At 70.4% G+C, this 25,399-nt stretch carries 22 protein-coding genes and 1 tRNA gene; 8 read left to right on the top strand and 15 right to left on the bottom strand.

Features of this window, described 5'->3' with window-relative positions; translation table 11 throughout:
- Positions 1 to 2: 2 nt before the first annotated feature.
- Entirely contained in the window at positions 3 to 635 is a 633-nt protein-coding gene (locus MILUP08_RS33375) for a TetR/AcrR family transcriptional regulator (RefSeq protein WP_007466296.1), read from the bottom strand.
- Between the two features lie 131 nt (positions 636 to 766).
- Here MILUP08_RS33375 and MILUP08_RS33380 point away from each other — a divergent pair, with 131 nt between their 5' ends.
- Positions 767 to 1,516 (top strand): SDR family oxidoreductase, encoded by a 750-nt coding sequence (locus MILUP08_RS33380; protein ID WP_007466298.1) that lies wholly within the window; start codon positions 767 to 769, stop codon positions 1,514 to 1,516.
- Positions 1,517 to 1,572: 56 nt separating this feature from the next.
- On the opposite strand, the gene MILUP08_RS33385 is transcribed toward MILUP08_RS33380, so the two are convergent.
- Positions 1,573 to 1,659: transfer RNA gene (locus MILUP08_RS33385), tRNA-Ser, on the bottom strand.
- Between the two features lie 75 nt (positions 1,660 to 1,734).
- Between MILUP08_RS33385 and deoD the strand changes: the two genes are divergently transcribed.
- Positions 1,735 to 2,442 (top strand): purine-nucleoside phosphorylase, encoded by a 708-nt coding sequence (gene deoD, locus MILUP08_RS33390; RefSeq protein WP_007466300.1) that lies wholly within the window; start codon positions 1,735 to 1,737, stop codon positions 2,440 to 2,442.
- 180 nt (positions 2,443 to 2,622) lie between these two features.
- Here the strand turns inward: deoD and MILUP08_RS33395 are convergent, their stop codons facing one another.
- The 4 genes from MILUP08_RS33395 to MILUP08_RS33410 are packed head-to-tail and all read right to left on the bottom strand — an operon-like array spanning position 2,623 to position 6,120.
- On the bottom strand, positions 2,623 to 3,822 hold the full coding sequence (locus MILUP08_RS33395; RefSeq protein WP_007466302.1) for an ABC transporter permease: 1,200 nt from the start codon (positions 3,820 to 3,822) through the stop codon (positions 2,623 to 2,625).
- Positions 3,822 to 4,517, bottom strand: a complete 696-nt coding sequence (locus MILUP08_RS33400) for an ABC transporter ATP-binding protein (protein WP_007466304.1) — start codon at positions 4,515 to 4,517, stop codon at positions 3,822 to 3,824. Before MILUP08_RS33400 ends, MILUP08_RS33395 begins: the two co-directional genes overlap by 1 nt.
- Positions 4,514 to 5,599: a peptidoglycan-binding protein gene (locus MILUP08_RS33405; protein WP_007466306.1), complete on the bottom strand. Its 1,086-nt coding sequence runs from the start codon at positions 5,597 to 5,599 to the stop codon at positions 4,514 to 4,516. Before MILUP08_RS33405 ends, MILUP08_RS33400 begins: the two co-directional genes overlap by 4 nt.
- Positions 5,596 to 6,120, bottom strand: coding sequence for a hypothetical protein (locus tag MILUP08_RS33410; protein ID WP_007466307.1), 525 nt, complete (start codon positions 6,118 to 6,120; stop codon positions 5,596 to 5,598). Before MILUP08_RS33410 ends, MILUP08_RS33405 begins: the two co-directional genes overlap by 4 nt.
- 129 nt (positions 6,121 to 6,249) lie before the next feature.
- On the opposite strand from MILUP08_RS33410, the gene MILUP08_RS33415 reads away from it, so the two are divergent.
- Together MILUP08_RS33415 and MILUP08_RS33420 are read left to right on the top strand one after the other, a co-directional pair.
- Entirely contained in the window at positions 6,250 to 6,906 is a 657-nt protein-coding gene (locus MILUP08_RS33415) for a response regulator transcription factor (RefSeq protein ID WP_193376595.1), read from the top strand.
- A complete protein-coding gene (locus MILUP08_RS33420) occupies positions 6,903 to 8,057 on the top strand; it encodes a sensor histidine kinase (RefSeq protein WP_007466311.1) in 1,155 nt (384 codons plus the stop codon). The genes MILUP08_RS33415 and MILUP08_RS33420 overlap by 4 nt, the downstream gene beginning before the upstream one ends.
- A gap of 61 nt (positions 8,058 to 8,118) precedes the next feature.
- On the opposite strand, the gene MILUP08_RS33425 is transcribed toward MILUP08_RS33420, so the two are convergent.
- The 4 genes from MILUP08_RS33425 to MILUP08_RS33435 all read right to left on the bottom strand — a co-directional run bounded on the left by MILUP08_RS33425 (position 8,119) and on the right by MILUP08_RS33435 (position 10,073).
- A complete protein-coding gene (locus MILUP08_RS33425; protein ID WP_144057243.1) occupies positions 8,119 to 8,562 on the bottom strand; it encodes a nucleoside deaminase in 444 nt (147 codons plus the stop codon).
- Positions 8,563 to 8,758: 196 nt separating this feature from the next.
- Positions 8,759 to 9,286 carry a tRNA adenosine deaminase-associated protein gene (locus MILUP08_RS33430; protein ID WP_007466314.1) on the bottom strand — a complete coding sequence of 176 codons (528 nt, stop codon included), beginning with the start codon at positions 9,284 to 9,286 and terminating at the stop codon, positions 8,759 to 8,761.
- Between the two features lie 117 nt (positions 9,287 to 9,403).
- Positions 9,404 to 9,571 (bottom strand): hypothetical protein, encoded by a 168-nt coding sequence (locus MILUP08_RS36225; protein ID WP_167626078.1) that lies wholly within the window; start codon positions 9,569 to 9,571, stop codon positions 9,404 to 9,406.
- A gap of 112 nt (positions 9,572 to 9,683) precedes the next feature.
- Positions 9,684 to 10,073: a hypothetical protein gene (locus tag MILUP08_RS33435; protein WP_007466317.1), complete on the bottom strand. Its 390-nt coding sequence runs from the start codon at positions 10,071 to 10,073 to the stop codon at positions 9,684 to 9,686.
- 61 nt (positions 10,074 to 10,134) lie between these two features.
- Between MILUP08_RS33435 and MILUP08_RS33440 the strand changes: the two genes are divergently transcribed.
- Positions 10,135 to 10,899: a M23 family metallopeptidase gene (locus MILUP08_RS33440; RefSeq protein WP_007466319.1), complete on the top strand. Its 765-nt coding sequence runs from the start codon at positions 10,135 to 10,137 to the stop codon at positions 10,897 to 10,899.
- Positions 10,900 to 10,928: 29 nt separating this feature from the next.
- Complete coding sequence (locus tag MILUP08_RS33445) at positions 10,929 to 11,999, top strand: PHP domain-containing protein (protein WP_007466321.1); 1,071 nt, start codon at positions 10,929 to 10,931, stop codon at positions 11,997 to 11,999.
- 106 nt (positions 12,000 to 12,105) lie between these two features.
- Here MILUP08_RS33445 and MILUP08_RS33450 read toward each other — a convergent pair whose 3' ends face one another.
- Positions 12,106 to 13,125 (bottom strand): DMT family transporter, encoded by a 1,020-nt coding sequence (locus MILUP08_RS33450; RefSeq protein ID WP_007466323.1) that lies wholly within the window; start codon positions 13,123 to 13,125, stop codon positions 12,106 to 12,108.
- A 107-nt stretch (positions 13,126 to 13,232) separates the two neighbouring features.
- Between MILUP08_RS33450 and MILUP08_RS33455 the strand changes: the two genes are divergently transcribed.
- The gene (locus tag MILUP08_RS33455) at positions 13,233 to 14,903 is read left to right on the top strand and encodes a DUF885 domain-containing protein (RefSeq protein WP_007466325.1); all 1,671 of its coding nucleotides are present in this window, start codon (positions 13,233 to 13,235) and stop codon (positions 14,901 to 14,903) included.
- 170 nt (positions 14,904 to 15,073) lie between these two features.
- On the opposite strand, the gene MILUP08_RS34100 is transcribed toward MILUP08_RS33455, so the two are convergent.
- The 4 genes from MILUP08_RS34100 to nudC all read right to left on the bottom strand — a co-directional run bounded on the left by MILUP08_RS34100 (position 15,074) and on the right by nudC (position 23,337).
- Positions 15,074 to 19,492, bottom strand: coding sequence for a fibronectin type III domain-containing protein (locus tag MILUP08_RS34100; protein ID WP_007466327.1), 4,419 nt, complete (start codon positions 19,490 to 19,492; stop codon positions 15,074 to 15,076).
- A gap of 262 nt (positions 19,493 to 19,754) precedes the next feature.
- On the bottom strand, positions 19,755 to 21,341 hold the full coding sequence (locus tag MILUP08_RS33465; protein WP_007466329.1) for a DUF6114 domain-containing protein: 1,587 nt from the start codon (positions 21,339 to 21,341) through the stop codon (positions 19,755 to 19,757).
- Positions 21,342 to 21,418: 77 nt separating this feature from the next.
- On the bottom strand, positions 21,419 to 21,973 hold the full coding sequence (locus tag MILUP08_RS33470) for a DUF6230 family protein (protein WP_051066104.1): 555 nt from the start codon (positions 21,971 to 21,973) through the stop codon (positions 21,419 to 21,421).
- A gap of 443 nt (positions 21,974 to 22,416) precedes the next feature.
- Positions 22,417 to 23,337, bottom strand: coding sequence for an NAD(+) diphosphatase (nudC, locus tag MILUP08_RS33475; RefSeq protein ID WP_007466334.1), 921 nt, complete (start codon positions 23,335 to 23,337; stop codon positions 22,417 to 22,419).
- Between the two features lie 224 nt (positions 23,338 to 23,561).
- Between nudC and MILUP08_RS33480 the strand changes: the two genes are divergently transcribed.
- Entirely contained in the window at positions 23,562 to 25,382 is a 1,821-nt protein-coding gene (locus tag MILUP08_RS33480) for a VanW family protein (protein WP_007466336.1), read from the top strand.
- Positions 25,383 to 25,399: the final 17 nt, after the last annotated feature.

Here is a 25,399-nt window from a genome sequence, read left to right on the forward strand (position 1 = left end):
GCTCAGGCCGGGGTGTCCGCGCGTGCGGGAAGCCGCGCCCCGGACACGGCCGCGAACCCAGCCAGCGCGATCTCCGCCGTCTGCCGCAGCGCCTCCCGGGCGACCCCGGCGGCGGCGTGGATCGCCTGCCCCTCGGTGACGCTCATGACGAAGCGGGCGAGCGCGGCCGGGTCGGCGTCGGCGGGCAGGTCGCCTTCGGCCACCGCGCGGGTGAACCGATCGGCGAGGGCGTGTTCCCCGGCCAGGCGGCTGCCGGCGAGGAACCCGGCGACCGCAGCGTTGTCGCTGGAGCAGGCGGTGCCGCCCTGGATCGACAGGCAGCCAGCCGGGCGGTCGGGTCGGGTCACGGCGAGCACGTTCTCGCGCAGCAGAGTGGCGACGACCTCGTACGCGGTGGGTTGGGCGAAAGCGCGCCGCGCGTACCCCATGTCCTGTTCGGCGTAGCGGGCCACGGCCTTGCGGAACAACTCCTCCTTGCTGCCGAAGGCGGCGTAGAGGCTCGGCTTGTTGATACCCATGGCGGCGGTGAGGTCGCTCATCGAGGCGCCCTCGTACCCCTGGCGCCAGAACACCTCAAGCGCGCGCTCCAGCGCCTCGTCGGCGTCGAAGCCCCGCGGTCGCCCTCGTTGTGGCACGGCCCACCACCTCCTCCGACTCATCCTACCCACGACGGAAACCGATCGGTACAGAAATTTGCGGACCAGGTCAGGGGTTGTTACGGTCGGATCAGTACCGCTCGGTACACAATTTGTGAAGGAGATCGATCGTGGGACAGCTCGACGGCAAGACCGCCCTCGTGACCGGCGGCACCACGGGCATCGGCCTGGCCACCGCCCGCCGCTTCGCCGCCGAAGGCGCGTACGTCTTCGTCACCGGCCGCCGCAAGGGCCCGCTGGACGAGGCCGTGGCCAGCATCGGCGCCAACGCCACAGGCATCGCCGGCGATGTCGGCAAGCTCGACGACCTGGACCGGGTGATGCGGGCGATCGAGGCCCGGGGCGCGGGGCTGGACGTGCTGTTCGCCAACGCCGGCGGCGGCGAGTTCCGTACGCTCGACGCGATCACGGTCGAGCACGTGGCCGGCACCTTCGACACCAACGTCTACGGCACCATCTTCACCGTGCAGAAGGCCCTGCCCCTGCTCAACGAGGGCGCCTCGATCGTGCTGACCGGCTCGACGACCGCGACCAACGGCACCCCGGCCTTCAGCGTCTACGCCGCCTCCAAGGCCGCCATCCGCTCGTTCGGCCGCACCTGGGCCGCCGAGCTGGTCGGCCGGAAGATCCGGGTCAACACCCTGGTCCCCGGCCCGACCGAGACCCCGGGCGTCGCCGGCCTGGCGTCCAGCCCCGAGGAGGCCCCCGGGCTGCTGAAGGCCATCACCTCCAGCGTTCCCATGGGCAGGATGGCCCACCCGGACGAGATCGCCAACGCCGCGCTCTTCCTCGCCTCCGACCAGAGCAGCTTCATGACCGGCAGCGAGCTGTTCGCCGACGGCGGCGAGCAGCAGCTCTGACGCGGAAACGCCCGGTCGATCCTCGCGGATCGACCGGGCGTTTCTGCACTACAGAGCGGTGGCGGAGGGATTTGAACCCTCGGAGGGCGTTAACCCTCACACGCTTTCGAGGCGTGCTCCTTAGGCCGCTCGGACACGCCACCGCCGACGAGGGTACAGGACCGCCGGTTCGGACGCCGAACCGGTATCGCTCCGGCCGGCCTGGCAGGATCTTTGCCATGAGTACGCACATCGGCGCGAAGCCGGGCGAGATCGTCGAGCGGGTCCTGATGCCGGGTGACCCCCTGCGGGCCAAGTGGATCGCGGAGACCTACCTCGAGGGCGCCACCTGCTACTCGACGGTTCGGGGCATGCTGGGCTTCACCGGCCGCTGGAACGGCGTCGAGGTCTCGGTCCAGGGCTCCGGCATGGGCATGCCGTCCGCCTCCATCTACGCCCACGAGTTGATCAACGAGTACGGCGTGAAGACGCTGATCCGGGTCGGTTCCTGTGGGGCCCTCAGCACCGACCTGCAACTGCGCGACGTGGTCGCGGCGATCGGGTCGTCCACCGACTCGAACATGAACCGGATGCGCTTCGACGGGCTGATCGACTACGCCCCGGTGGCCGACTTCGGGCTGCTGCGTACCTCGGTCGAGGTGGCCGAGCGGCGCGGCATCACCATGCACGTCGGGCCGATCCTGGCGGCGGACGCCTTCTACACCGACCGTCCGGACCTCTACGACACGCTCGCCGACTACGGCGTGCTGGCGGTGGAGATGGAGTCGGCGGCGCTCTACACGATCGCCGCCCGGTTCAAGGCCCGCGCGCTTACCGTGCTGACCGTCAGCGACCACATCAAGACCGGCGAGAAGACCACGTCGGAGGAGCGGGAGCAGACCTTCAGCCAGATGGTCGAGATCGCGCTCGACACGATCATCGCCTGACCCGTCCGGCAGGTGTCACTGCTGAGAGCGGTATGACTCAGAGGTATAAATATGCCGCAGAGTCATACCGCTCTTCCGCATCACGCCGGCCCCAGGCCGCCGCGCGCGGCCCCGAACCGCGCCACGCCCAGACCGCCACGCCAGCCCAGGCCGCCGCGCCGGCCCGAACCGGCATGCCGGTCAGACCGTGGTCAGGGCCTCCGTCGGGGAGAGGCGGGCGGCGCGGACCGCCGGGTAGAGACCGGCGAGGCCACCGATCACCAGGGTCGCCCCTACTCCGCCGAGCATCGCCCACGCCGGCACCACGGCTGGCCAGCCCTGCGACAGCGCGTACCCCGAGGTGACCGCGATGCCGAGCAGCACTCCGCCGATCCCGCCGAACGCGGACAGCAGCAGCGATTCCGCGAGGAACTGGGTGCGTACCTGACCGCGGGTCGCCCCGAGTGAGCGGCGCAGACCGATCTCGGCCCGTCGCTCCAATACCGAGATCACCATGGTGTTCGCCACGCCCACCCCACCGACCAGCAGGGCGACCGCGCCGAGGCCCAGCAGCAGACCGGTGAACGCGTCGTCGGTCGCCTCGGCGGCGGCCAGCGCGTCGGAGGGGCGGGACACCTCCACCTCGTTCGGCGCCTCGGGGTTGGCGGTCGCGCCGAGCACCGACCGCACCGCCTCGACCTGCGACTCCTGCGTCCGCGTGTAGACGGTGGTCGGGTGCCCGTCGAACCCCAGGTAGTCGGTCGCGGCGGACCAGCCGACAAGCGCCGAGGCGTCCAGCTCCGGGGCGAGCGGCACGGCAGCGAGCACGCCGACCACTGTGAACCACCGTCCGCCCAGCCACACCTGCACCTGCGAACCGGCCGAGGTGATGCCGAGCCGCTGCGCGGCGGTGGCACCGAGGACGACCGCCGGATAGCGGGCGGTGGCCTCGTTGAGCCAGGTGCCGCTGGCCAGCTCGGCTCCGACGGCGCCCGGCAGGTCCAACCGGGCCGCCCGGGTGGCGATGCCTCCGGTCTCCGCCGCCGGAATCCGGTCCGTGCGGTACACCTTGGCGTCGGAAACCTGCCCGGTGGCTGTCACCTGCGTCACCGGACCGATCCGGCCGATCATGGCGACCGAGGCCTCGGGGAGCTGGGCGTCCGCGCCGAGCAGGGTGTCGCCCGGCTCGACGGTGAGCAGGTTGGTGCCGAGGGCGTCGAGCGCCCGGTCCAGTTCCGCCCGGGACGACGAGGAGATGCCGACGACCGCGATCATCGCGGCGATGCCTATCGCGATGCCCAACGCGGAGAGGAACGCCCGCAGCGGACGGGTCCGCAGCCCCACCCCACCGACGCGCAGGACGTCCGCCGGCCGCAGTCGGGCCGGACTCAGCGTCGCCATCAGCCGACCCCGCCCGACGCGAAGGCCGAGTCGTGCCGCACCGCGCCGTCGCGCATCCGCACCTGCCGGGGCAGGCTTCCCGCGATCTCCCGGTCGTGCGTGATCACCACGACTGTGGTGCCGGCCCGGTGCAGATCGTGCAGCAGCTCCAACACCCCGGCGCCGGACTGGGAGTCGAGGTTGCCGGTCGGCTCGTCGGCGAGCAGCACCGCCGGCTCACCGACGACCGCCCGGGCCACCGCCACCCGCTGCCGTTCGCCGCCGGACAGCTCGTGCGGCCGGTGTCCGAGCCGATGACCCAGGCCAACCCGGACCAACGCGGCCTCCGCGCGCTCCCGACGCCTCCGCAGGGGTACGCCGGAGTAGAGCAACCCGTCGGCCACGTTGTCCACGACCGGGACGCCGGGGGCCAGGTGGAACTGCTGGAAGACGAAGCCGATCCGGGTGGCCCGTAACGCGGACAGTTCCCGGTCGGTCAGCTTCGCCACGTCGTACCCGTCAAGGAGCACGCTGCCCGACGACGGCCGGTCCAGGGTGCCGATCAGGTGCAGCATCGTCGACTTGCCCGACCCGGACGGGCCGACGATGGCCACCAGCTCGCCGTGACCGATCCGCAGGGAGACGTCGTCCAGCGCCACCACGCCACCGGCGTACCGCTTGCTGACCCGGTCGAGGACGATCACGTCAGAGGTCATTTCGGCATCACCACCGTCATGCCCTCGGCGATCTCCGACCCGCTGACCTCGACCCGACCGTCGGCGAACAGCCCGGTCGTCACCGCGACGATCCGGCTGCCGTCGCCGTCGACGACCTCGACGCCGTAGCCGCCCTCGGCGAGCGCCAGCAGCGCCGCCACCGGGACGGTGAGCACGTCGCGGCGCTCCGAGGCGGTGAATGTCACCGTGGCGCTGGCCTGGTCGAAGCCGGCGAGTGCCTTCGGGTCGGCGACCGCGACTGTCACCTCGATCTTCGTCTCCGTCTCGCCGGACTGCCCGTTCGCGCCGGAGGCACCGGCCTGGACGACCGTCTCGGCCGTGCTGATCGTGCCCGCGACCGCCCGACCGTCCGGCAGCTTCACCGTGACCTTCGCGTTCCGCTTGGCCAGCCGCTGGTCGTCCATGTCGAGGTCGACGGTGACCACCCGGCTGGTGCCGGTGTAGGTCAACACCGCCTGACCGGGCTGCGCGGCGGCACCGACGTCGGCCTGGTGGCTCTCCACCCGGACCTCCCCGTCGGCGTACACGACGCGACCCTGCTCGATCCGGCCGGTCTCGGGCAGACCGAGGTCCTCCTGCCAGTCACGGACCGCGTCGGCGGTGTCGCCGGTGTACTCGTCGTCGACGGTGAACCCGGTGTAGCCCAGCGCCTTGAGGTTCCGCTCGAACTGGGTGACGTCCGGACCATCGGTGCCGGGCGCCAGCGTCCGGTACGCGGGCAGCCCGCCGTAGAGGAGCACCACCTTCTCGTTGTCGACGAGGTACAGCGTCTTGCCGCGCCGCACCGTCGACCCGGTCGCGGGCAGCCCGGTGATCGTGCCGCTGAGCTTCGCCGTGGCGGTACGCGTCGTCCCGTACCCCAACTCGCCGTCGGCGGTCTGCGTGTCGGCGAGGGTCTGCCGGGTGATCGGGGCGGTCGCCGCCGGGCCGCTGGCCTGGGTGGCGTCCCCGTCGCCGCCGCCGAAGCCCACTGCGGCGACGACGCCCACGGCGGCGACCAGCACGACGGTCCCCACGGCGACGGCGGCGCGCAGCCCTGGGCGGCGGGTGGCGTCGGTCACTTGCCGCCCCCGAGCTGGGGCGCAAGCTGCCGGCACTTCTCCATCGCGGCCCGCAGGGCCGGATCGCCGATGTTGATCGCGTTGTCCCCGGTCCCGACCCGGAGCCGCCCGTCGGCGTCCGGGTCCGGGAAGTCCGGCACACCGTTCTCGCGCATGCACTTGGCGAGGGCGCGCATCTGCTCGGCCTGCTCGGGGTTGAGCTGCGGTCCCTGCCCACCGTTGGGCAGCTTGTCCTGGCACTTCTCCATCGCCGCCTGGACCTTCTGCTGATCCACGTCGGGGCCGAACCGGAAGTTGGGACGGCCACCCGGCTCCGGGTCGGGCATGTCCACCCCGTTCTCCCGCATGCACCTGGCGAAGGCGAGCTGCCGGTCCGAGTCACTGACCGGGGTGCCGCTCGCCGTGGCTCCGGCCTTCGTACCACCGGCGGTCGCGACCCCGCTGCCGTCGTCGCCTCCCCCGCCGCACGCGGCCAACGCCAGGGCGAGCAGGACGGGGATCGCAAGCATCTGTCGTCGCATGGTGTCCACTTCCGCTCAGGTCCGGCGTGGTTCGCCGAACGTGGCACCCAGTGGACGCCGGCGGCCGTATTCCCGGCGTTACCGTCGGCGGTTATGCCGCCGTTACCGCACCCCGAGCACCATGGAGGGGTGAGAGTGCTTGTGGTCGAGGACGAGACCATGTTGGCGGACGCCATCGCGGAGTGGCTGCGTCGGGAGTCGTTCGCGGTCGACGTGGCGTACGACGGCGACGCCGCGTTGGAACGGCTCGGTGTCAACGAGTACGCGGTGGTCGTCCTGGACCGGGACCTGCCGGTGGTGCACGGCGACGACGTGTGCCGGGCGATCGTGGACGCGGGCGGGGAGACCCGGGTGCTGATGCTGACCGCCGCGGCGGCCGTCCGGGAGCGGGTAGCGGGGCTGGCGCTCGGCGCGGACGACTACCTCACCAAGCCGTTCGCCCTGGTCGAGCTGTCGGCTCGGGTGCACGCGCTGACCCGCCGTGCCCGCCCGGCCGCGCCCCCGACGCTGCGCCGCGCCGGCATCCAGCTCGATGCGGCCCGGCACGAGGTACGCCGCGACGACCGGCACGTGGCGCTGTCCCGCAAGGAGTTCGCGGTGCTGGCCGAGCTGCTCCGCGCCGACGGCGCTGTGGTTTCCGCCGAGGACCTGCTGGAACGCGCCTGGGACGAGCACATCGACCCGTTCACAAACGTGGTCCGGGTGACGATGATGAAGCTGCGCCGCAAGCTCGGCGACCCGCCGGTGATCGAGACGGTGCCGGGAGCGGGGTACCAGATCCGATGAAACGCCTGACCATCCGCGCCCGGCTCACCCTCATCTACGGGGGGCTGTTCCTGCTGGCCGGCATGGTGCTGCTCGCCGTCACGTACGTGCTGGTGGATCAGCGGATGCCGCAGCCGTTCGGGGTGAGCCTGCGCGACCTGCCGAAGGTCACCGCCACGACGCCCAGCGGGCAGAACGTCGACAACCTGCGCGCCCTCATTCAGGACGCGCAGGACGAGGCGAAACGCAGCGCGTTGGAGTCGCTGCTCACGCAGGGTGGCATCGCGTTGGTAGTGGTGTCGGCGGTGGCCATCGCCTTCGGCTGGCTGCTCGCCGGCCGGGCGTTACAGCCCTTGCAGCAGGTCACCGACACGGCGCGACGGATCGCCGGCGCGGACACCGCCGGCCGGGGCCTGCACGAGCGGATCGCGCTCCACGGTCCCCGCGACGAGGTACGCGAACTCGCCGACACGTTCGACGAGATGCTGGGACGGCTCGACCGCTCGTTCGACGGGCAGCGCCGGTTCGTGGCGAACGCCTCGCACGAGCTGCGTACCCCGTTGGCGCTCAACCGTGCCCTGGTGGAGCTGGCCATCACCCGCCCGGACGCGTCGGTGGAGACCCGACGGTTGGGCGAGTCGCTGCTGGCGGTCAACGAGCGGCACGAGCGGCTGATCGACGGCCTGCTGACCCTGGCGGACTCGGAGAACGAGCTGACCGAACGTACGCCCGTCGACCTGGCCGAGGTCTGCGCGCACGTGACCGACCAGGCCGCGAGGCAGGCACCCGACCTCCTGGTGCGCCGCTCGTTCGCGCCGGCGCAGGTCAACGGCGACCCGGTGCTGCTGGAACGGCTCGCGTTCAACCTGGTGGAGAACGCGCTGCGGCACAACCTGCCCACCGAGGGCTGGGTCGAGGTGCGCACCGGGCTCGTCGACGGCCAGCCAACCCTCACGGTGCGGAACACCGGGCCGATGATCGCCGGTTACGACGTCGAGACGATGTTCCAGCCATTCCGCCGGCTGTCCCGGGAGCGGGTCGCGGGCGCGCGGGGTTTCGGTCTGGGGCTGTCGATCGTCCGCGCGGTGGCCCGGGCCCACGGCGGCAGCGTCGACGCGCGGCCCCGCCCGGCCGGTGGCCTGACCGTCACGGTGACCCTTCCCGCAGCCTGATCGACGGGGCTACCCCGGACAGCGTGGGCGATGGCAGGCGGGGAAGCGTGCCGACCCGGGTTCAGCGGAAGAACGCGCGTAGGACGGCGGCGGTCTCGGCCTCCAGCACGCCGCCGTAGACCTCGGGACGGTGGTTGAGCCGGCGGTCGCGCAGCACGTCCCAGAGGGAACCGGCCGCGCCGGTCTTCGGCTCCCAGGCGCCGAACACGACTGTGGAGACCCGGGCCAGCACCAGCGCGCCCGCGCACATGGTGCACGGCTCCAGGGTGACCACCAGGGTGCAGCCCTCCAGCCGCCACCGGCCGGTGCGCTCCGCCCCACGACGCAGGGCCAGCACCTCGGCGTGGGCGGTGGGGTCGCCGGTCAGCTCCCGCTCGTTGCGCCCGGTCGCCAGCTCGACGCCGTCCGGGCCGTAGAGCACCGCACCCACCGGAATGTCATCGATCGCGTCGGCGCCCACGGAGGCGGCCGGGCCGGTGACGGCGACCTCCAGGGCCCGGCGCATCCACAGCTCGTGCCGCTGCCGCCGACCGAGGTCGCCCGGGTCGGCCAGCCCCTCGTGCGCGCCCGGGCCGGCTCGACCCACGGCGCCGGGCGTCGGCTGCCCCGGCCGGATCGTCTCCAACAGCGGATCGGTGGCGTCGGCCGGCTCCGCACCGCCCGCGGGCACGATCCCACCGTCCCCTGCCGACCCGGTGGGGTCAGACCTCACGCAGCTCCTCGACCTCGTCGGCGCACCCGAGGACCTCGCAGATCTCGGAGGTGACGTCCGCCGGCAGCATCCCCTCGGTCCCGCAGAGCGTCAGCAGCTTCTGCGCGGAGATGCCCAGGTTGGCCAACAGGTCCGCGTCGCCCACCGGATCTGCCTCCGGGTCGACGGCGGGCTGCTCGCTCTCCTCGTCGCCGCTGGTGACCGGGCGGGGCTCGTCGTCGCCGTCGAGCCCGGTCACGGACGTCTTCAGGTCACCGACCAGCAGCTGGCCCAGCCGGGACTCCTCGGCGTACGCCGAGTCCGAGCCGAACACCCGCAGATCCTCGCCCTCGTCGAGACGCAGGATCACCAGGTACGCGTCGTCGGCCTCGACGAACAGCAGCGACACGTCGGCTTCCTGGTCGACGTCACGCAGGCGGTCGGCGACCTCATCGATGTCGGTGGCGCCCCGCAGGCTGACCTCGGCGGCGGTCCAGCCACTGTCGTCACGCACCACGGCCGCAGCGAAGTACGACACGGTTCCCCCAAAAGCCCTCGGCACAGCGCCGACTCGTCAAGGGTGCACGTTAGCCGGTCGGGTCGGCGGGCGACCGGTCAACGCCCCGAGACGCCGGCCAAACCTGACAAAGTCGGATCAGCCGGCTACCCGACGGCGGGTGGCGATGAGTTGGCGCAGACGCTCGGTGCGCTGTCGCTGCGGCCGGCTGCGCTGGCGTACCGCCCGAGCGCCCGCCAACTCGGCGAGCAACTGGAGGCGGCGGCGGTTGCGATCCGGGTCCTGCCGCGGGGTGGTCCAGGCCATAGTGCCGAGGGTGCCGAGTCTCGACGGCCACGTCAAGACGGCGTTCGCTACGCAGCCAACCGGGCACGCGGCGCAGTCGTCCGGGCCCTGATCCGGGTCGGTCCGAACACGCTCACCACAGCGGCCAGTCACCGCTTGTCGCCCAGCGGACCGCCACCACGGCCGCGGCGATGCTCCAACCACCGGCGGTCACGATCGCCACCCCGGTGGCCACGCCACGATCGCCGTGGCGGACCAGCACCAGAGCCGTCAGCCACGCCAGCAGGCCGGCCACCACCGTCCACCACGCGTAGCTGGCCACGTCGGTCCCGAGCAGCCCGAACAGCAGCAGCCAGGCAGCCGCCGCGCCACCGCCGGCGGCGACACCACCGGCGGTCACCGGGTGCGGTTCGCGGTAGGTGGGTCTGGTCGGCGGCCCGGCCGGAAAGAGCCCCGACGGGGTACGCGACGCCGGGCGGGCGGGACCGGGATCCGGGACGGGGTCGGGTCGGGCGATGGTCACGGTTGCCCTCCCCTCACGCGCGTCGCTCGTGCCCACGGTACCGGTCTGTCAGGATGACCGAATGCCCTCGCCGACGATCGGTCGCCGCGTGCGTCCGGCGTACCCGATCCTGTTGCTGCTCGCCCCGGTGCTGGCCGCCGGCTGCGCGACCACCCGGCCGGGGGTGCCGCCGGACGGGGCCGCGCCGACGCCGTCGGCGGTCTGGGCGACAGGTGAGCAGCCGGCGGCGCCGGCGGCCACGCCGACGACCTCCCGCCCGGCCAGCCCGGCGCCGTCGTCGGGCAAGCCGTCGCCGAGCGCGCCCCGCGCCGGGCTCCGGCACGTCTTTCCGGTACGCGCCGACAACGTGGACTACCACACGACGCACGGGGCGTACCCGGCGACGGACGTGTTCGCCGACTGCGGTGAGCCGTTCGTGGCGGTGACCGACGGCAAGGTGCTGGAGGTGAGTCGCGTCGACAGGTACTCCAAGAGTGGGCCGCAGGGCCCGGACAACGGCGGCCTGTCGGTCTCGCTGCTCGGCGACGACGGGGTGCGCTACTACGGCTCGCACCTCAGCGTGGTCGGCGCCGGCATCGAGGCCGGGGTGCGGGTTCGCGCCGGGCAGCAGCTCGGCAAGGTGGGCCGCACCGGTAACGCCAACAACGTCTGCCACGTGCACTTCGGCATCTCGCCGCCGTGCACCGGCAAGGACGGGTGGTGGATCCGGCGCGGTGTGCTGTGGCCGGCCCGGTATCTGGACTCGTGGCGGCAAGGCGGCAACCGGGAACCCGCCGCCGAGGTGACCACGTGGCAGCGCAAACACGGCTGCCCGAAGGCTCCCTGACGCGGCTCGTACGCACTAGGTTCGGTGGGATGAGCGCTCGGGACCCCATTGCCGACCTGCGCCGGATCGCGTTCCTGCTGGAGCGGGCGAACGAGGCCACCTACCGGGTGCGGGCGTTTCGTTCCGCGGCGAAGGCGCTTGCCGGCCTCCCGGCGGCCGAGGTGGCCGAGCGGGCCGGCAACGGCACGCTCACCGAGCTGGCGGGTGTGGGGGACGTGACGGCCCGCTGCGTGGCGGAGTCCCTGGCCGGCGAGGAGCCGGTCTATCTGCGCCGGCTGGTGGCGACCGAGGGCAGCGACCTGGATGCCGAGGCCACGGCGCTGCGCGCCGCCCTGCGGGGCGACTGCCACACCCACTCGGACTGGTCCGACGGCGGCTCCCCCATTGAGGAGATGGCGCTCGCCGCGGTGGAGCTGGGCCACGAGTACGTGGTGCTCACCGACCACTCGCCCCGGCTGACGGTCGCGCGCGGGCTGACCGCCGAGCGGCTGCGCCGGCAGCTCGACCACGTGGCGCAGGTCAACGCGGCGCTGCCGGAGGGTTTCCGGATCCTGACGGGGATCGAGGTGGACATCCTCGCCGACGGCTCACTCGATCAGGACGACGAGCTGCTGGCGCGACTCGACGTGGTGGTCGGGTCGGTGCACAGCGGTCTGAAGGACGAGCGGTCGAAGATGACCCGGCGCATGCTGAAGGCTGTCGTCAACCCGCACCTGGACATCCTCGGTCACGTCACCGGGCGGATGGTGTCGTCCCGCCCGGCGGGGGTGACCGGCCCGGGTGATCGGGGGCACCGCGCGCGAACCCGGGCGGAGAGCGACTTCGACGCGGACGCGGTCTTCGCCGCCTGCGCGGAGCACGACACCGCCGTTGAAATCAACTCCCGGCCGGAGCGGCAGGACCCGCCGAAGCGGCTGATCCGCCGCGCCCTGGAGGCGGGCTGCCGCTTCGCCATCAACACGGACGCGCACGCGCCCGGTCAGCTCGACTGGCAGCGGTTCGGCTGCGAGCGGGCCGCGCTCTGCGGCGTCCCCGCCGACCGGGTGGTCAACACCTGGTCGGCCGAGCAGCTCGTGGAGTGGACACACGCCCGGACCTGACCGGCCCGGGCGTCGACACCGGGGTGTCGAGTTGATCGACTCGCGATCGCTGAAACCGGGGTGTCCTGGACCGCAGGACACCCCGGTTTCAAGGAAGCCGAGTTGATCACCCGCGGGCAGGCGCAGCAGGCTCGGCCGCGGGCGCAGCAGGCTCGGCAGGCTCGGCGGCGGGTGTGGCGGGCGCGCCGACGCCCGCCACCGGCCGGGGCCTGCGACGGCCGAACAGGCCCTGCGCGACCGCGACGCCCAGCAGCACGATGAGCGCGCCGACCGGCTGGTGCCAGTTGAGCCGCTCGTCGAGCACCACGGCGCCGATCAGCACCGCGAAGATCGGAATCAGGTACGTGACGGTGGAGGCGGTGCTCGCGCCGGCCACCCGGATGTTGCGCATGTTGATGACGAAGGCGAGCCCGGTGCCGAGCGCCCCGAGGGTCAGCACACTGGCCACCACCTTCGGCGACAGCTCGGTGGGCAGCGGCGGCGCACCGGCGACGAACGGGGTGACGACGGCAAGCTGCACGGCGGCGAGCAGCAACTGTGCCGTGGACAGCGACAGCCCGGAGTGCGCGCTGCCCGCGACGAACCGCTTCTGGTACGGGATGGCGACGCCGTAACAGGCGGCCGCCCCGAAGCACATCAACTGCCCGACGAAGTGCGCCCCGCCGATGCCCTCCCAGACCCCGAGCACCACGAGCACGCCGAGGAAGCCCAGCCCGAGGCCGATCGCGCGGCGCACTGTCAACCGCTCGGTGCGGAACACGAGCACCGCCAGCGGCAGCACGATCAGCGGCGTCGTCGCGTTCCAGATACCGGCCAGCATCGACTCGACCCGTTGCTCGCCGTAACCGAAGAGGGTGAACGGCACCGCCACGCCGAACGCGGCGACGACGAAGAGGTGCGCCCACACGCGGGGCTCGCGGGGCAGCCGGTCGCGCAGCACCGCGAGGACGACCAACAGGGTCAGCGCGCCGGAGACGACGCGGTAGAGAGTCAGCTGAACGGGGTGCAGCTCGGCCACGCCGACCTTGATGAACAGGAAGCTGGATCCCCAGATGGCGGCGAGGGCGAAGAAGCCAGGCAGCCAGGCGCGCAGCGGCGCCTTGTCAGGAGCAACATCGGTGGTCACCCCTGACACTCTGCCGCAGCGGTACGACAAAGTCCCGCGACTTTCTGCTGGTTGGACACGACAAACAGCGTCGACACCGGGGCGGGGCGGTCACGTAGTGTCGCACCGTGGGACGAATTGATGAACTCGCCAACCGCTACGTGGCCGAGTGGGCGCCGTTGAGCCCCACCGGCGCGACCTACGTCGGCATCGCCGGCCATGACGACCAGCTCGACGACCTCTCACCCGAGGGTTACCGGGCAAAGGCCGACCTCACCCGCCGCACCCTCACCGAGCTTGAGGTTACCGAGCCGGACACCGAGGCGGAACGCACCGCCAAGGAGGCCATGCAGGAACGGCTCGGCCTCGACCTGGCCCGCTACGAGGCCGGCGAGACGACGAGCGAAATCAGCGTGATCGAGAGTGGGCTGCACGAGGTCCGCATGGTGTTCGACCTGATGCCGACGGCGACGGCCGACGACCAGGCAAACGTCGCCGCCCGGCTCAACGGCCTGGCCGGTGCCCTGGAGGGTTACAAGACCACGCTGCGCGAGGCGCTCGCCCACGGGCGGGTCAGCTCGAAGGTGCAGCTCGTCGAGGTGGCCAAGCAGTGCGACACCTGGACCGACCCGACCGGGGACAACTTCTTCCACGGCCTCGTCGAGCGGCTGGGCGTGGACGGCACGCTCGGCGCCGAGCTGCGCCGGGGCGCGGCGGCGGCCACCGCGGCGACAGCCGAGTTCGGCCAGTTCCTGCGCGCCGAGCTGGCCCCGCACGGGCGGGACAAGCAGGCCGCCGGCCGGGAACGCTACGAACTCGCCTCGCAGTACTTCCTCGGCGCGAAGGTCGACCTGGACGAGACGTACGCCTGGGGCTTCGCGGAGCTGGCCCGCCTGGAGGCGGAGATGCGGGTCGTGGCCGGTCGTATCGCGGGCTCGGGCGCGTCCGTCGACGAGGCGGTGGCCACGCTCGACGCCGACCCGGCGCGGACCATCCAGGGCAAGGAGGCGTTCCGCGACTGGATGCAGGCGCTCGCCGACAAGGCGATCGCCGAGCTGCACGGCACCCACTTCGACATTCCGGAGCAGGTCCGCCGGATCGAGTGCTGCCTCGCCCCGACCAGCGACGGCGCCATCTACTACACCGGGCCGAGCGAGGACTTCTCCCGCCCGGGCCGCATGTGGTGGGCGGTGCCGCAGGGCATCACGGACTTCTCCACCTGGCGGGAGGTGACGACGGTCTACCACGAGGGCGTGCCGGGTCACCACCTTCAGGTGGCGCAGACCGCCGTCCGGGCCGACCTGCTCAACCGCTGGCAGCGGCTGCTGTGCTGGGTCTCCGGGCACGGCGAGGGCTGGGCGCTCTACTCGGAGCGACTGATGGACGAGCTGGGCTATCTGGAGGACCCGGGCGACAAGCTCGGCATGCTCGACGGTCAGGCCATGCGCGCCGCCCGGGTGATCGTCGACATCGGCATGCACCTGGAGTTGGAGATCCCGAAGGACAACCCGTTCGGCTTCCACCCGGGCGAGCGGTGGACGCCCGAGCTGGGCTGGGAGTTCATGCGGGCACACTGCCGGGTGCCGGACGAGAACCTGCGCTTCGAGTTGAACCGCTACCTGGGCTGGCCGGGGCAGGCGCCGTCGTACAAGGTGGGCGAGCGGATCTGGTTGCAGGCCCGCGAGGACGCCAAGGCCCGCAAGGGCGCCGACTTCGACCTGCGGGAGTTCCACCGGCAGGCGTTGGACCTGGGCGCGCTGGGCCTCGACCCGCTGCGCAAGGCGCTGGCCCGACTCTGAGCAGTGGAGGGCCGCATCCCGGACTGGTGCGACCCTCCACTGTTTTGCCGTCGAGTGACCTGGTATTCGCCGGGTCAGAGATTCATTTACTGAAACCAGGGATAAATCCGTTCCCTGACACAAGTATCACGATGGCGAAAAGTGATTTATCGCCTGACGACTACCAGAAGTCACGGACACTTCGATCCATCCCTTATCACTACCCAGGCGTCCGGATGGGTCTCGTAACTGCCCCAATAGAGATTCGCCTTACCCTCGAATTCCCAAAGATGCGTGAAATAGTCGGCAACAAAGGCTCCCCAATAACGGTACCGCGTCCATTGCGCCGAATGCACCTGTTCGTGCCAGAGCAGGTCGCGACCCTTCTCGCTGGCCACACTCGGTCCGTGCAACTGTCGCAACCGCAGCCGTATCCACGCCTCACACTCGAGCTCATTCTCGAGAGCAGCCGAGCCCTTTTTGTAGAACATAAAGTCCCCGACTGTGATGGGTTGACCTTTCAGGCTAGGCGGCAGGCCGAAGCAAACAGTCTGGAAATAGTCCCATTGGCAGGATTGAAAGTTGTCCAAAGCCCACAACATCGCCACATTATTGCTGCCGTTATCGTCGTTCTTCGGGCGGTTCGGCTTCTTGCCTGTAAGCACTCTGCGGGGCACGTCCTCTGCGGTCCAGGTAGCCTTGGCCTCGCCGGACAAGTTATACGCGGCGACCTGAAACTCGTAGACCCGGAGGGTGGGAAGTTTATCCCAGACGGTGAATGAGTTATTTGGAGTCGTCGCGCTGATCGGGGTCCAGCTGGTCTGCCCGTCGGTGAGGTTCCGATAATAGATCCGGTACCAGACATCCGGGGTCGAACTGTGCGTCCAATGCAGCTCCACGCCATTGGTGATGGATTTGCTCGTTAGCCCAGATGGTGCCTTCGGCGCAGGCGGCATCGGTCGCCCGCTGACCGTGTTGGAGTAGCCGCTGATACCGGAGAGGTTGGTCGCCGTGACCTTCCATTCATACGTGTGCCCGTTGATCAGGTAGTCACCGGTGAAGGTGCAGCAGCTGGTCACCGGATACGGCAGCTTCTGCCACGACTGCCCCGCCGTCACGTCCCGCTGATAGATGAGATACCAGACGTTCCGTGTGGAGCTGGCGGTCCATTTGAGCACGACGCCCTTGTCCTTGACGGTCGCAGTCAGGCCGCTGGGCGCGGACGGGATCGGCGGCATCGGCCGCCCGCTGACGGTGCTCGTATAGCCACTGGCCCCGGTGATGTTGGTGGCGCGGATCCTCCATTCGTACGTGTGTCCGTTGGCCAGAAGGTCTCCGTTGAAGGCGCAGCAGATGGTCACCGGATACGGCAGCTTCTGCCACGCTTGCCCCACTGTGACGTCCCGCTGGTAGATGTCGTAGTAGACATTCGGCGACGCGCTCGCGGTCCAGGTAAGCCGGACTGTCCCGTCACCCACGGTGGCGGCCAGATTGGTCGGCGTGGCGGGCAGCGGCGGCATCGGACGTCCGCTGACCACGTTGGACCCACCGGAGGCACCAGAGGCGTTCGTCGCCACCACCTTCCACTCGTAGGTGTGCCCGTTGTTCAGCAGATTGCCGTTGTGAGTGCAGCAGGTCGTCACCGGATAGGGCAACTTCTTCCAGGACTCTCCCGCGGTGACGTCCCGCTGGTAGATGTCGTAGTACACATTCGGAGACGGGCTAGCCGACCAGGTCAGCCTGACCGTTCCATCGCCGGTCGTGGCGGCAAGATTCGACGCTGGCTTCGGTAGACCCCCGAGGGACGTAACCTGGATCACCGCCGAAGCTGGCCCCTCCCCGCCCTGGTTGTCGGCGCTGACCTTGAACTCGTACACGTGGCCGTGCACCAGGTATTCCATCGTCACGTTCGTGCGGTCGGTGGGGTAGCTCGCCTTGCTGAACGTGGCGCCCGCTGTCTTATCGCGGTAGTAGACCCAGTAGAGGGCTGGCTGGCCCACCGAATCCCAGTCCAGGTCGATGGAACCGTCCCCGCCGGTGCGGCCGCGGAGGTTCGGCGGCGTGGGCGGCAGCGCGAAGGTGCTTGTCGCCTGCACCACGGCACTCTGCGGGCCGACCAGACCATTGGTGGCGGCCACCTTGAACTCGTAGACGTGCCTGTGCGTCAACAGATCGATCTTGACGGTGCAGCAGATGGTGACCGGATAGGCCAGCTTCGTGAAGGAGGCGCCGGCGGTCACGTCCCGCATGTACACGTCGTACCAGAAACCTGACCCGTTCGGCTGGGTCCAGTTCAACTGGATCGTGCCATCGGACTGCGCAATGGCACCCACCCCGGTCACTTGTGGCGGGGGAGCCGGCCGCGGCGTGACCTGCACGGCGTTACTGAAAGGGCTCGCCCCGGCCTGGTTGGTTGCCGCGACCTTGAATTCGTACGTCTCGTTATTGGCCAGATATTCCAGCGTGATCGTGCAGCACGTGGTGACCGGCAACGGCAGTTGGGTGAAGTCGGCCTCCCCCGCTGTCACGTTGCGCCGGTAGACCGAAAACCACGTGTCCGCCGATGCGTCCCACTGCAGGGTGGCGGTGCCGACACCGGCGGTGGCCCGCAGGTTCGCCGGCGCTGCCGGGAGAGGATAGACCGAGGTAGCCCTCGCCAGGTTGCTTGCCGGCCCCTCACCACCCCTGTTCGTCGCAGTCACCTTGTACTCGTACTCATGGTTGTGTAGCAGGTACTTGTCAACCATCGTGCAGCACTCGGTGACGGGCAGCGGCAGTTGGGTGAACCCTTCCCCCGCGGTGACGTCCCGATGGTAGATCCGGAACCACACGTCGGCCGGCGCCGCCCAGCTCAACTTGATGCTTCCATCGGCGTTAGGGGTAGCGGTCAGCGCGGTGGGTGCCGCCGGCAGGGCGTAGGTGGCGGTCGCACTCACCGGGAGCGAGCGCGGCGACTCCCCACCGCCGTTGCGGGTCACCATCACAAACTCGTATCTATGGTTGTGCTCGAGATTGTCCAGCACCAATTGGCTGTCCGATCCGCCAAGACGGGTCGCCAGGTCAAACTCAGCCACACCCTCGGTGACGTCGCGCTTGAGTACGTCATACCCCCACGCGCCCGCCACGGCCGTCCAGGTCAGGGTGATCCGCCCGGCCGTGTCCGCAGCGGCTGCGATGCCGCTCGGCGGGGATGGCGGCGCAATGTAGGGAGTCGCACTGGCGGTTGACGACAGCGGACCCTGACCGACGGCGTTCTCCGCGGCCACCCGGAATTCGTACTGGTGCCCCGAGGTGAGCAAGCCCATGAGCGCGGTCGGGTCGGTGAACGGGTACGGCTGTCGGGAGAAGTGAGTCTGCCCGGCAGTCACGTTGCGCTGATACAACCAGTACTGTTTGGCACCCGAGACTGGGGACCACGACAACCTCACCTGCCCCGCCGTATCAGCCGTCGCCGTCAACCCTGCCGGCACCGATGGCAGGGTGCCCGGATCCGGAGCCGGACGTGGCCAATCGATCTCTACAAACCGCGGGCGGTACAGACGCGCGTTGGTGAAATTGTCGGCGTTGTCGAGGCTGTTCACGTTGTACGACACCAACAGCTTGCCCGAGCGGGCCAACTCCGGGTGCACCCGGGCGTCGTAGATGAGGGTCGAGGACTGCGGTGTCACCTCCGGCGCCACCAGCAGCGGCACCGGGCCGGAGAACGGCCCCGTCGGCGCTGGCGCCGTGTAGGCGAACACCTGCGGGTTGAAGACCAGGTTGGTGTCCTGCGTTACCAACACGAACCCGCTGCCGACCTGCTGGATGCCATACGCGGTGCCTACCCCGCTGAGCAGCACCCCCGCGTCGGCCGACTGTGCGGACCATGTCGTGCCGGTCCAGAACTGCCACGCGCCAGCGAGCCCTCCGGAGGGCACCCGTGCCACGTGCCCGAACTTGGTTCCCGCCTGGCCGTTGGAGGTGCCGTAGATGTAGGTGTAGCCGCCCGTCTCCAGCAGCGCCGAGCCCCATCCGATGGCCGAACCCAGCGGTAGCTTCACCACGCTGGACAGCGTCAGACTCGGCAGCGCGAACGTCGCGAGTGCTGTCCCGGTCATCTCGAAGTCGAGATTCCCGCCGCCGGTGCGGCGGTAGCTGTTGTACAGCACCTTCATGGTGCCGGCTTCGACCAGGCCGTCCGCCACCCAGTAGTACTCGCCCGGCTCGGTCGGTACTGCCACTGCCGTCGGCTGCGCAGCCGTCCCGCCGTGCCGCGTGCTGACCAGGTTCAACCCCCCGTCCTGCACCACGATGGTGTTGTTGACCATCGGTGTGTTCGCCGGACGCGATCCGTCCGCATTCACAGTGCCCAGGAACGTGTCCGAGAACAACCAGGCCACCCGGCCATCGGGCAGCGCCACGGATGCGGTGCTGTCACCGCCGGTCCAGTGCCCGCCCGCATCACCATACGAGTTGAACATGGAATTGAGATCTGCTGCGGCGATCCCCCCTGTGGGCACAGCAGCAGCCGGCGACAACGTGCCGAACAGGCCGACACCGGTGGCGAGTGCCACCACGAGCGCCGCGCCGGTCCATCGGGACCAGCGCGTTCGGCGCGATAAAACGCCCATCCAACCTCCCTTATCAGCAAACTGATCCGCACACGATAATTGCGATCATGAATAGTGATCGCCCCGGAAGAACAAAGCCGACATGCTGCTGGCAGCTGCCATCGGACGCCTTCCGGGGGGCGAACCCGTGACGGCCCCTGCGGGGTGGCGGTCGTGTGGCGAGGATGCAGCGAGCAGACCGGAACGCATCGGTGCGCGAGGCGGGTGCAGCATGAATGGCGGGGTGGCGTCCGAGTCCGGACGCCGCCCCGCCATGCTCCGGTTAGTGCAGCGTCTGTCGGAGGGTGGGCCGGCCGGTCAACGTGTGGCAGGAGATGAAGGCCAGGTCGATCTGCGGGTCGGTGAAGGTGAGCGGCAGCGGCGAGGTGATCGGGATGCCGTCCGGGAAGGGCAGGTCCGGAGTCAGGGTGACCTTGATGCCCAGGAACCGGCCGACGAACCGGGTCGCGTAGAAGGTCACGTCACCGTCGATTGTCAGCTCGTTCGTCTCGCTCAACAACGAGCCTCCCGACGGCCCGGCTACCAGCAACGCGAAGTCGCTTGTCACCGCCTTGCTCATGGTGAACTTCAGCGCCTTCATCTCGCCGTTGGCGGTGTGTAGCGGCTCGACTCCCCGAAACCGCAGGTTCGTCATCACCACCTTGGAGCCGGTCAGCTTCGCCGGCGTGGCGGCGACCTTGGGCATGTCCGGGTCCGCCGCCAGCTTGGGCAGCGGCTTGCCGGGCTCGGCGGGCGCCGGCTTGGTCGGCTTGGGGCTGACGCACGGGGCGTCCGGGGTGGCGGTCGCCGTCCCGGTGGGGCGGGGTGTGGCGCTGGCGGTACGGGTGGGGGTGGCGCTCGGGGTGGCCGACTGGCCGGCTCGCGCGGCGCTGCTGGTGGGCTCGGCCTTGGCGACGGCGCTCGACTCGGTGGTGGACGGTTCCGCCTTGTCGTCGTCGCCGGTGAACAGGTCACCGATGCCGTCGACGATGTCGGTGAACAGGTTTCCGTCCGACTTCTCCGACGTGGCGCTGGGGGTCGGGCTCAGGCTCGGGCTGGCAGAGGGGGCGGCGGGTGTGCTGGACTGGGCCGACGACGAGGGCGTCGGGCAGGAAACCTCCGCCGCCCGCACCGGCGAAGCGCCGTCGATCGTCGTCAGACCCGCGCTGGCGAGGCTCATCAGGAGCAGCGTCACCACGTACGTCTTCGGGTCGCGGGCCATCGTCGACCTGGTCTGCGGTGCGTCCGGCTCGATGACGGGCAGCGCCTCCGTGGTGTCGCTCGCCGGCTGGGCCGGCGCCGGCTCGCGCAGCGTTCTGCGCGCCTGTGGTAGGACGTCGGTGAGCGGCCCGGTCGCCTCGTCCTCCCACTCCCGCGCCGGCAGGAGCTCGTCGACAAGCGGAGGTTCGTCGGAGGTCTCACCGTCGTCGGCCAGCGGGCCGTCCGGCTCATCGGCGGCAGGGGGCGGCACCGCCGCAGCGCGCTTGGCCGGCACCCAGGCGAAGCCGAGCGCGCTACCGACCATGCCCAGCAGCATGCCGATGAAGAACCCGCCGAGGTTGACTCCGATCAGCGAGTAGACCGCGGTCACCGCACCGACGACAGCGTAGAAGATCCGCTGTGCCGGGCTGAGCCACATCAGCAGGCCGCAGGTGACCAGGATGGCGGGGATCAACCAGGAAAGGAAGCCGGTCGGCCCCATCTGCAAGGTCAGCCCGGCCAGGCTGACTTTGGTGGTGCCGAGGATCTCCACTCCGGCCAGGAGGGTGAAGAGGCCACCCCAGAATGGCCGGGACCGCCGCCAGCGGCGGAAACCGCGCCAGGCCCGACCGACACGGCCGGGTTGTGCGCGATGAGTGGCGGTCGACACGTACGTCCTCCTGGGGTGGAAGGGATGGGCAGGACCGAGGCTCGCGAAGGTCGCCCCTCGCGAGCCTCGGGGTCAGCTCAGAAGCATTCCTTGGCCTCGGCGCCGACGTTGACCTTCAACTTGAGGCCGGTCAGTGTGAAGGTGCCGGCGGTGGTGTAACGCGCGACCTGCTCAAGGTCCTTGATGTTCACGTGCGTGGCGTCCTGGCCGAACGAGCCGGCCGGCGCCGGGCCGAGGTCGCTGGCGTCCTTACCGATGTTGATATTGGTGAACTCGGCGTCGCCCTCGAGCGACTCCATCGCGATCAGCAGGTTCTTGGCCACGGCCTCCTTGCCGGGGCCACCGTCGCCGGCGTTGATGGTCAGCACAATCTTGGGCAGACCGGGCACGGAGGCGTCGACCGACTGACACAGTTTGGTCAGGTGAGCCTCGCCGATCTCCGACATGGCCACCGGGACGATCTTGCCGTCCTTGGTGGTGACCACACCGCCGTACTGCTTAAAGCCGTCGCCGTCGAGCTCGGAGGCGGAGATCTTGAACGGCTTGCCGGCGACGGTGATGTTGGCGGCGATGGCGCCGTTGGCCATGCCGAAGACGATGCCGCCGGCAGCGACCGCAGCGGGAACCATCATGGCAGCGAAGCGACGCCAGCGGGTGCCACCCTGCGCCTGACGGGTTTCCGAATCCTTCACGGGTCCTCCTCGAACCGGGGGTCACCGATCGCAATCGCGACTCGGGACTGCGGGAAAGCACGTGGCCGCTGCGGCCGCTCCGGGGACGGTCGGCGGATCGGCAGTGTGCGGATTGGATGCTCTCGCGAAGCGACCTACCTCACAAGGGCGCTGCTACTGGCCGGTAACCCGCTCTGGGCACCAAGATCACGGGTCGTCACCGTCAGTCAGCCTCAGGGCGGCTCCGTCGCGCCGCAAAGCGACTGAATTGCGACGGATACCCGCAAGGTTTTCACCGTATGTAGTGGTGACACAGCCTTGTTACATTTGCGTAACGCCGGGCTGAAAAACCGCTGAAGATGAGCCGCCACTCATCCGTACGGCTGAGCCGGCCCGATATGGCGTCAGTGCGCCTCGGCAAGCCAGTCGCTCAGCAGGTGGTGATCGATCGAGTCGACCCGACCGAGCCGACGACCTCCCGCGACCCGCTCCCGCAGCTCCGCCCGGGTGAACCAGCGCGCCTCCAGCAGCTCCACGCCGTCCACGCGCACCTCGTCGGACGTCGCGGTGGCACGGAAGCCCACCATCAGCCCGGCGGGGAACGGCCACGCCTGCGACCCCTGGTAGGTCACGTCGGTGACAGTGATCCCGGCCTCCTCGGCCATCTCCCGGCGGACCGCGTCCTCCAGGCTCTCGCCGACCTCGACGAAGCCCGCAAGCGTCGAGTAGGAGTCCTCCGCGGCGCCCGCGTGCCGGGCCAGCAGGCAGCGTTCCGGCGAGCCGGGCGCCTCGACCAGCACGATGATCGCCGGTTCGATCCGGGGGAACAGCAGCCGACCACACTCCGCGCCGGAACAGGTCCGCACATGCCCGCCACCGCCGGCGACGGCCGCCGCGCCGCAGGTGCCGCAGTAACGCTGCTGCCGGTGCCAGTGCAGCAACCCCCGGGCGTACGCCTGGACCGCCGCGCCGGCCGGGTCGAGCCGCCCGACCAGGGCCCGTACGTCGACCGCCCGCACCGCGCCCGCCATCTCGACGGCGGCGGGCTCGCTCAGTCCGGAGAGGTCGACGGCGAACACCGCCACGCCCCCGTCGAGCCCCAGGAAGACGGTCTCCTCGGCGGCGGTCCGGACGAGGGACGCGCGGTCGCCCGTCAACCAGACCGGACCGTCCCCGTCGACCAGGCAGCGGTCCCGCCACAACGGCAACACCACACTTGTCGGCTCGCTCAGCAACGCGTCCAGCCGAGCCGGATCGGTACGCAGCGCGCCCGCCCGGTCCAGCCAACCGCCGCCGTACGCCAACACCCGCTCCGCAGCGTCCACCCCGCCACCGTGCCACGACGGCGACCCGGCGTCGGCACCGCCCCCGGCTCCGGCCCCGCCCTGGCTTGCCACCGGCCCTGGCTTGCCACCGGCCCAGCGACACGCCGAACGACACGCGGTGGCAGCGCAGACCGGGCGCAGCCCGCGCGGACGGCCGAGCATTGGTTACCGTGGTGTCCTCCGGGAGGGGGGACCTCCCGTGGCACCTGGCGATCGAGGTTGCAGTGACGCTGTACGGCGACAAACATCCACCCGCCGACGACCGGCCCACCGTGCTGGTCACCGCGGTCACCTGGCCGGACGAGCCGGAGGCGGTCACGCCGCCCACGGCCACCGGCGGGCCGGACAACGGGGGACGCCGTCCCCGCCGGGTGCGGATGCTCGTCGCGACCGGCGTCACCGGCGGCGTCCTCGCCGCCGTGGCGGGCGCCGGCGCCTGGGCGTACGCGGGGGACGTGCCCCGGGGCACCAGCGTGCTCGGCACCGAGCTGGGCGGTCGGAGCCGCGGCGCCGCCGATCGGGAGTTGCGAGCTGAACTGGACCGGCGGGCGGCGGCCCTCGCCGCGCCACTGCGGATCACGGTCGGGGAGCGCACCGCCGAGATCAAGCCCGCCGACGTGGGGCTGGGCGTCGACGTGGTGGCCACCGTGGCCGCGGCCGCCGAGGCCGACGCGCACCCGGTCAGTCGGCTGGTCGGCTCCCGGACCGTCGACCCGGTGGTCACCATCGACACCGACCGGCTGGACGCGGCCCTGCGCACGGTGCTCGGCGACCAGGTCCGTCCGATGACGATGCCGGCCATCACCTACCAGGGCACCACCCCGAAGGTCGTACGCCCCAAGCCGGGCCTCGCGTTCGACACGCAGCGCTCCGCCGAGGCCGTCCGCACCGGGTGGTTGGCCGGCACCCCGGTCACCGTGCCGCTTGTGGAGAGCCAGCCGGCGACCACCGCCGAGGAGCTGGACCGGCTGGTCGGCGAGCTGGCCAAGCCGGCCGTCGCCGCGCCGGTCACCCTGCGCACCGACAGGGGGTCGGTGCGGGTGCCGCCGGCGGCCATCGCGAAGAGCCTCCGGTTCACCGCCGACAAGGCCGGCAAGCTCACCCCGGCGGTCGACGTCAAGCGGCTGCGCGCGGCCCTCGGCGACAGCCTGAACGCGATCGAGGTGCCGCCGAAGGACGCGTCGATGACCATCGCCGGGGGCCGGCCCAAGGTCACCGACGGCCGCGCCGGCCAGCAGCTCGACACCGCGACCCTGGGTCGTGACCTGTTGGCCGTGCTGCCGAAGTCCGACGGACGCGAGGTGACCGGCGAGCTGAAGCCGACACCGCCGGAGCTGACCGCGGAGAAGCTGGCCGGTCTGGGCATCAAGGAGCGGGTCTCCACCTTCACCACGCGGTTCACCGGTGGCATGGCGTCGTCGCGCAGTCAGAACATCGCCACCATCGCCAAGGAGGTGGACGGCACGATCGTGCTGCCGGGGAAGACGTTCTCCCTGAACGGGCACACCGGCGAACGCGGCTACGCGCAGGGCTACCGGGACGCGCCGGTCATCCTGGACGGCAAGCTGGTGCCGGGCGTCGGCGGTGGCACCTCGCAGTTCACCACCACCCTGTTCAACGCCACCTACTACGCGGGCCTGGAGGACGTCGAGCACAAGCCGCACTCGTACTGGTTCGACAGGTACCCGGCCGTCATCGAGTCGACCATCTTCTGGCCGAGCCTGGACTTCAAGTTCCGCAACAACACCGACCACGGCCTGCTGATCGACACCTCGTACACGTCGAGTTCGGTGACCGTCTCGATCTGGAGCACGAAGATCTACGACAGCGTGAAGACGGAGTACGGCCCTCGGCGCAACATCACCACGCCGAAGGTCATCCACCTGGAACCCGGCCCGTCGTGCATTCCGAGCAACGGCATCAACGGCTTCGCCCAGGACGCGTTCCGCGTCATCAAGAAGGGCGGCGTGGTCGTCAAGCGGGAGAAGTTCACCTGGCGCTACGACGCGGAGCCCCGCTACGTCTGCGGCCCCAAGCCCTCCTGAGCCTCCCCGGCCGTCCT

Origin of the sequence: Micromonospora lupini str. Lupac 08, assembly GCF_000297395.2 — a bacterium.
In the GTDB taxonomy this organism is placed as follows: domain Bacteria; phylum Actinomycetota; class Actinomycetes; order Mycobacteriales; family Micromonosporaceae; genus Micromonospora; species Micromonospora lupini.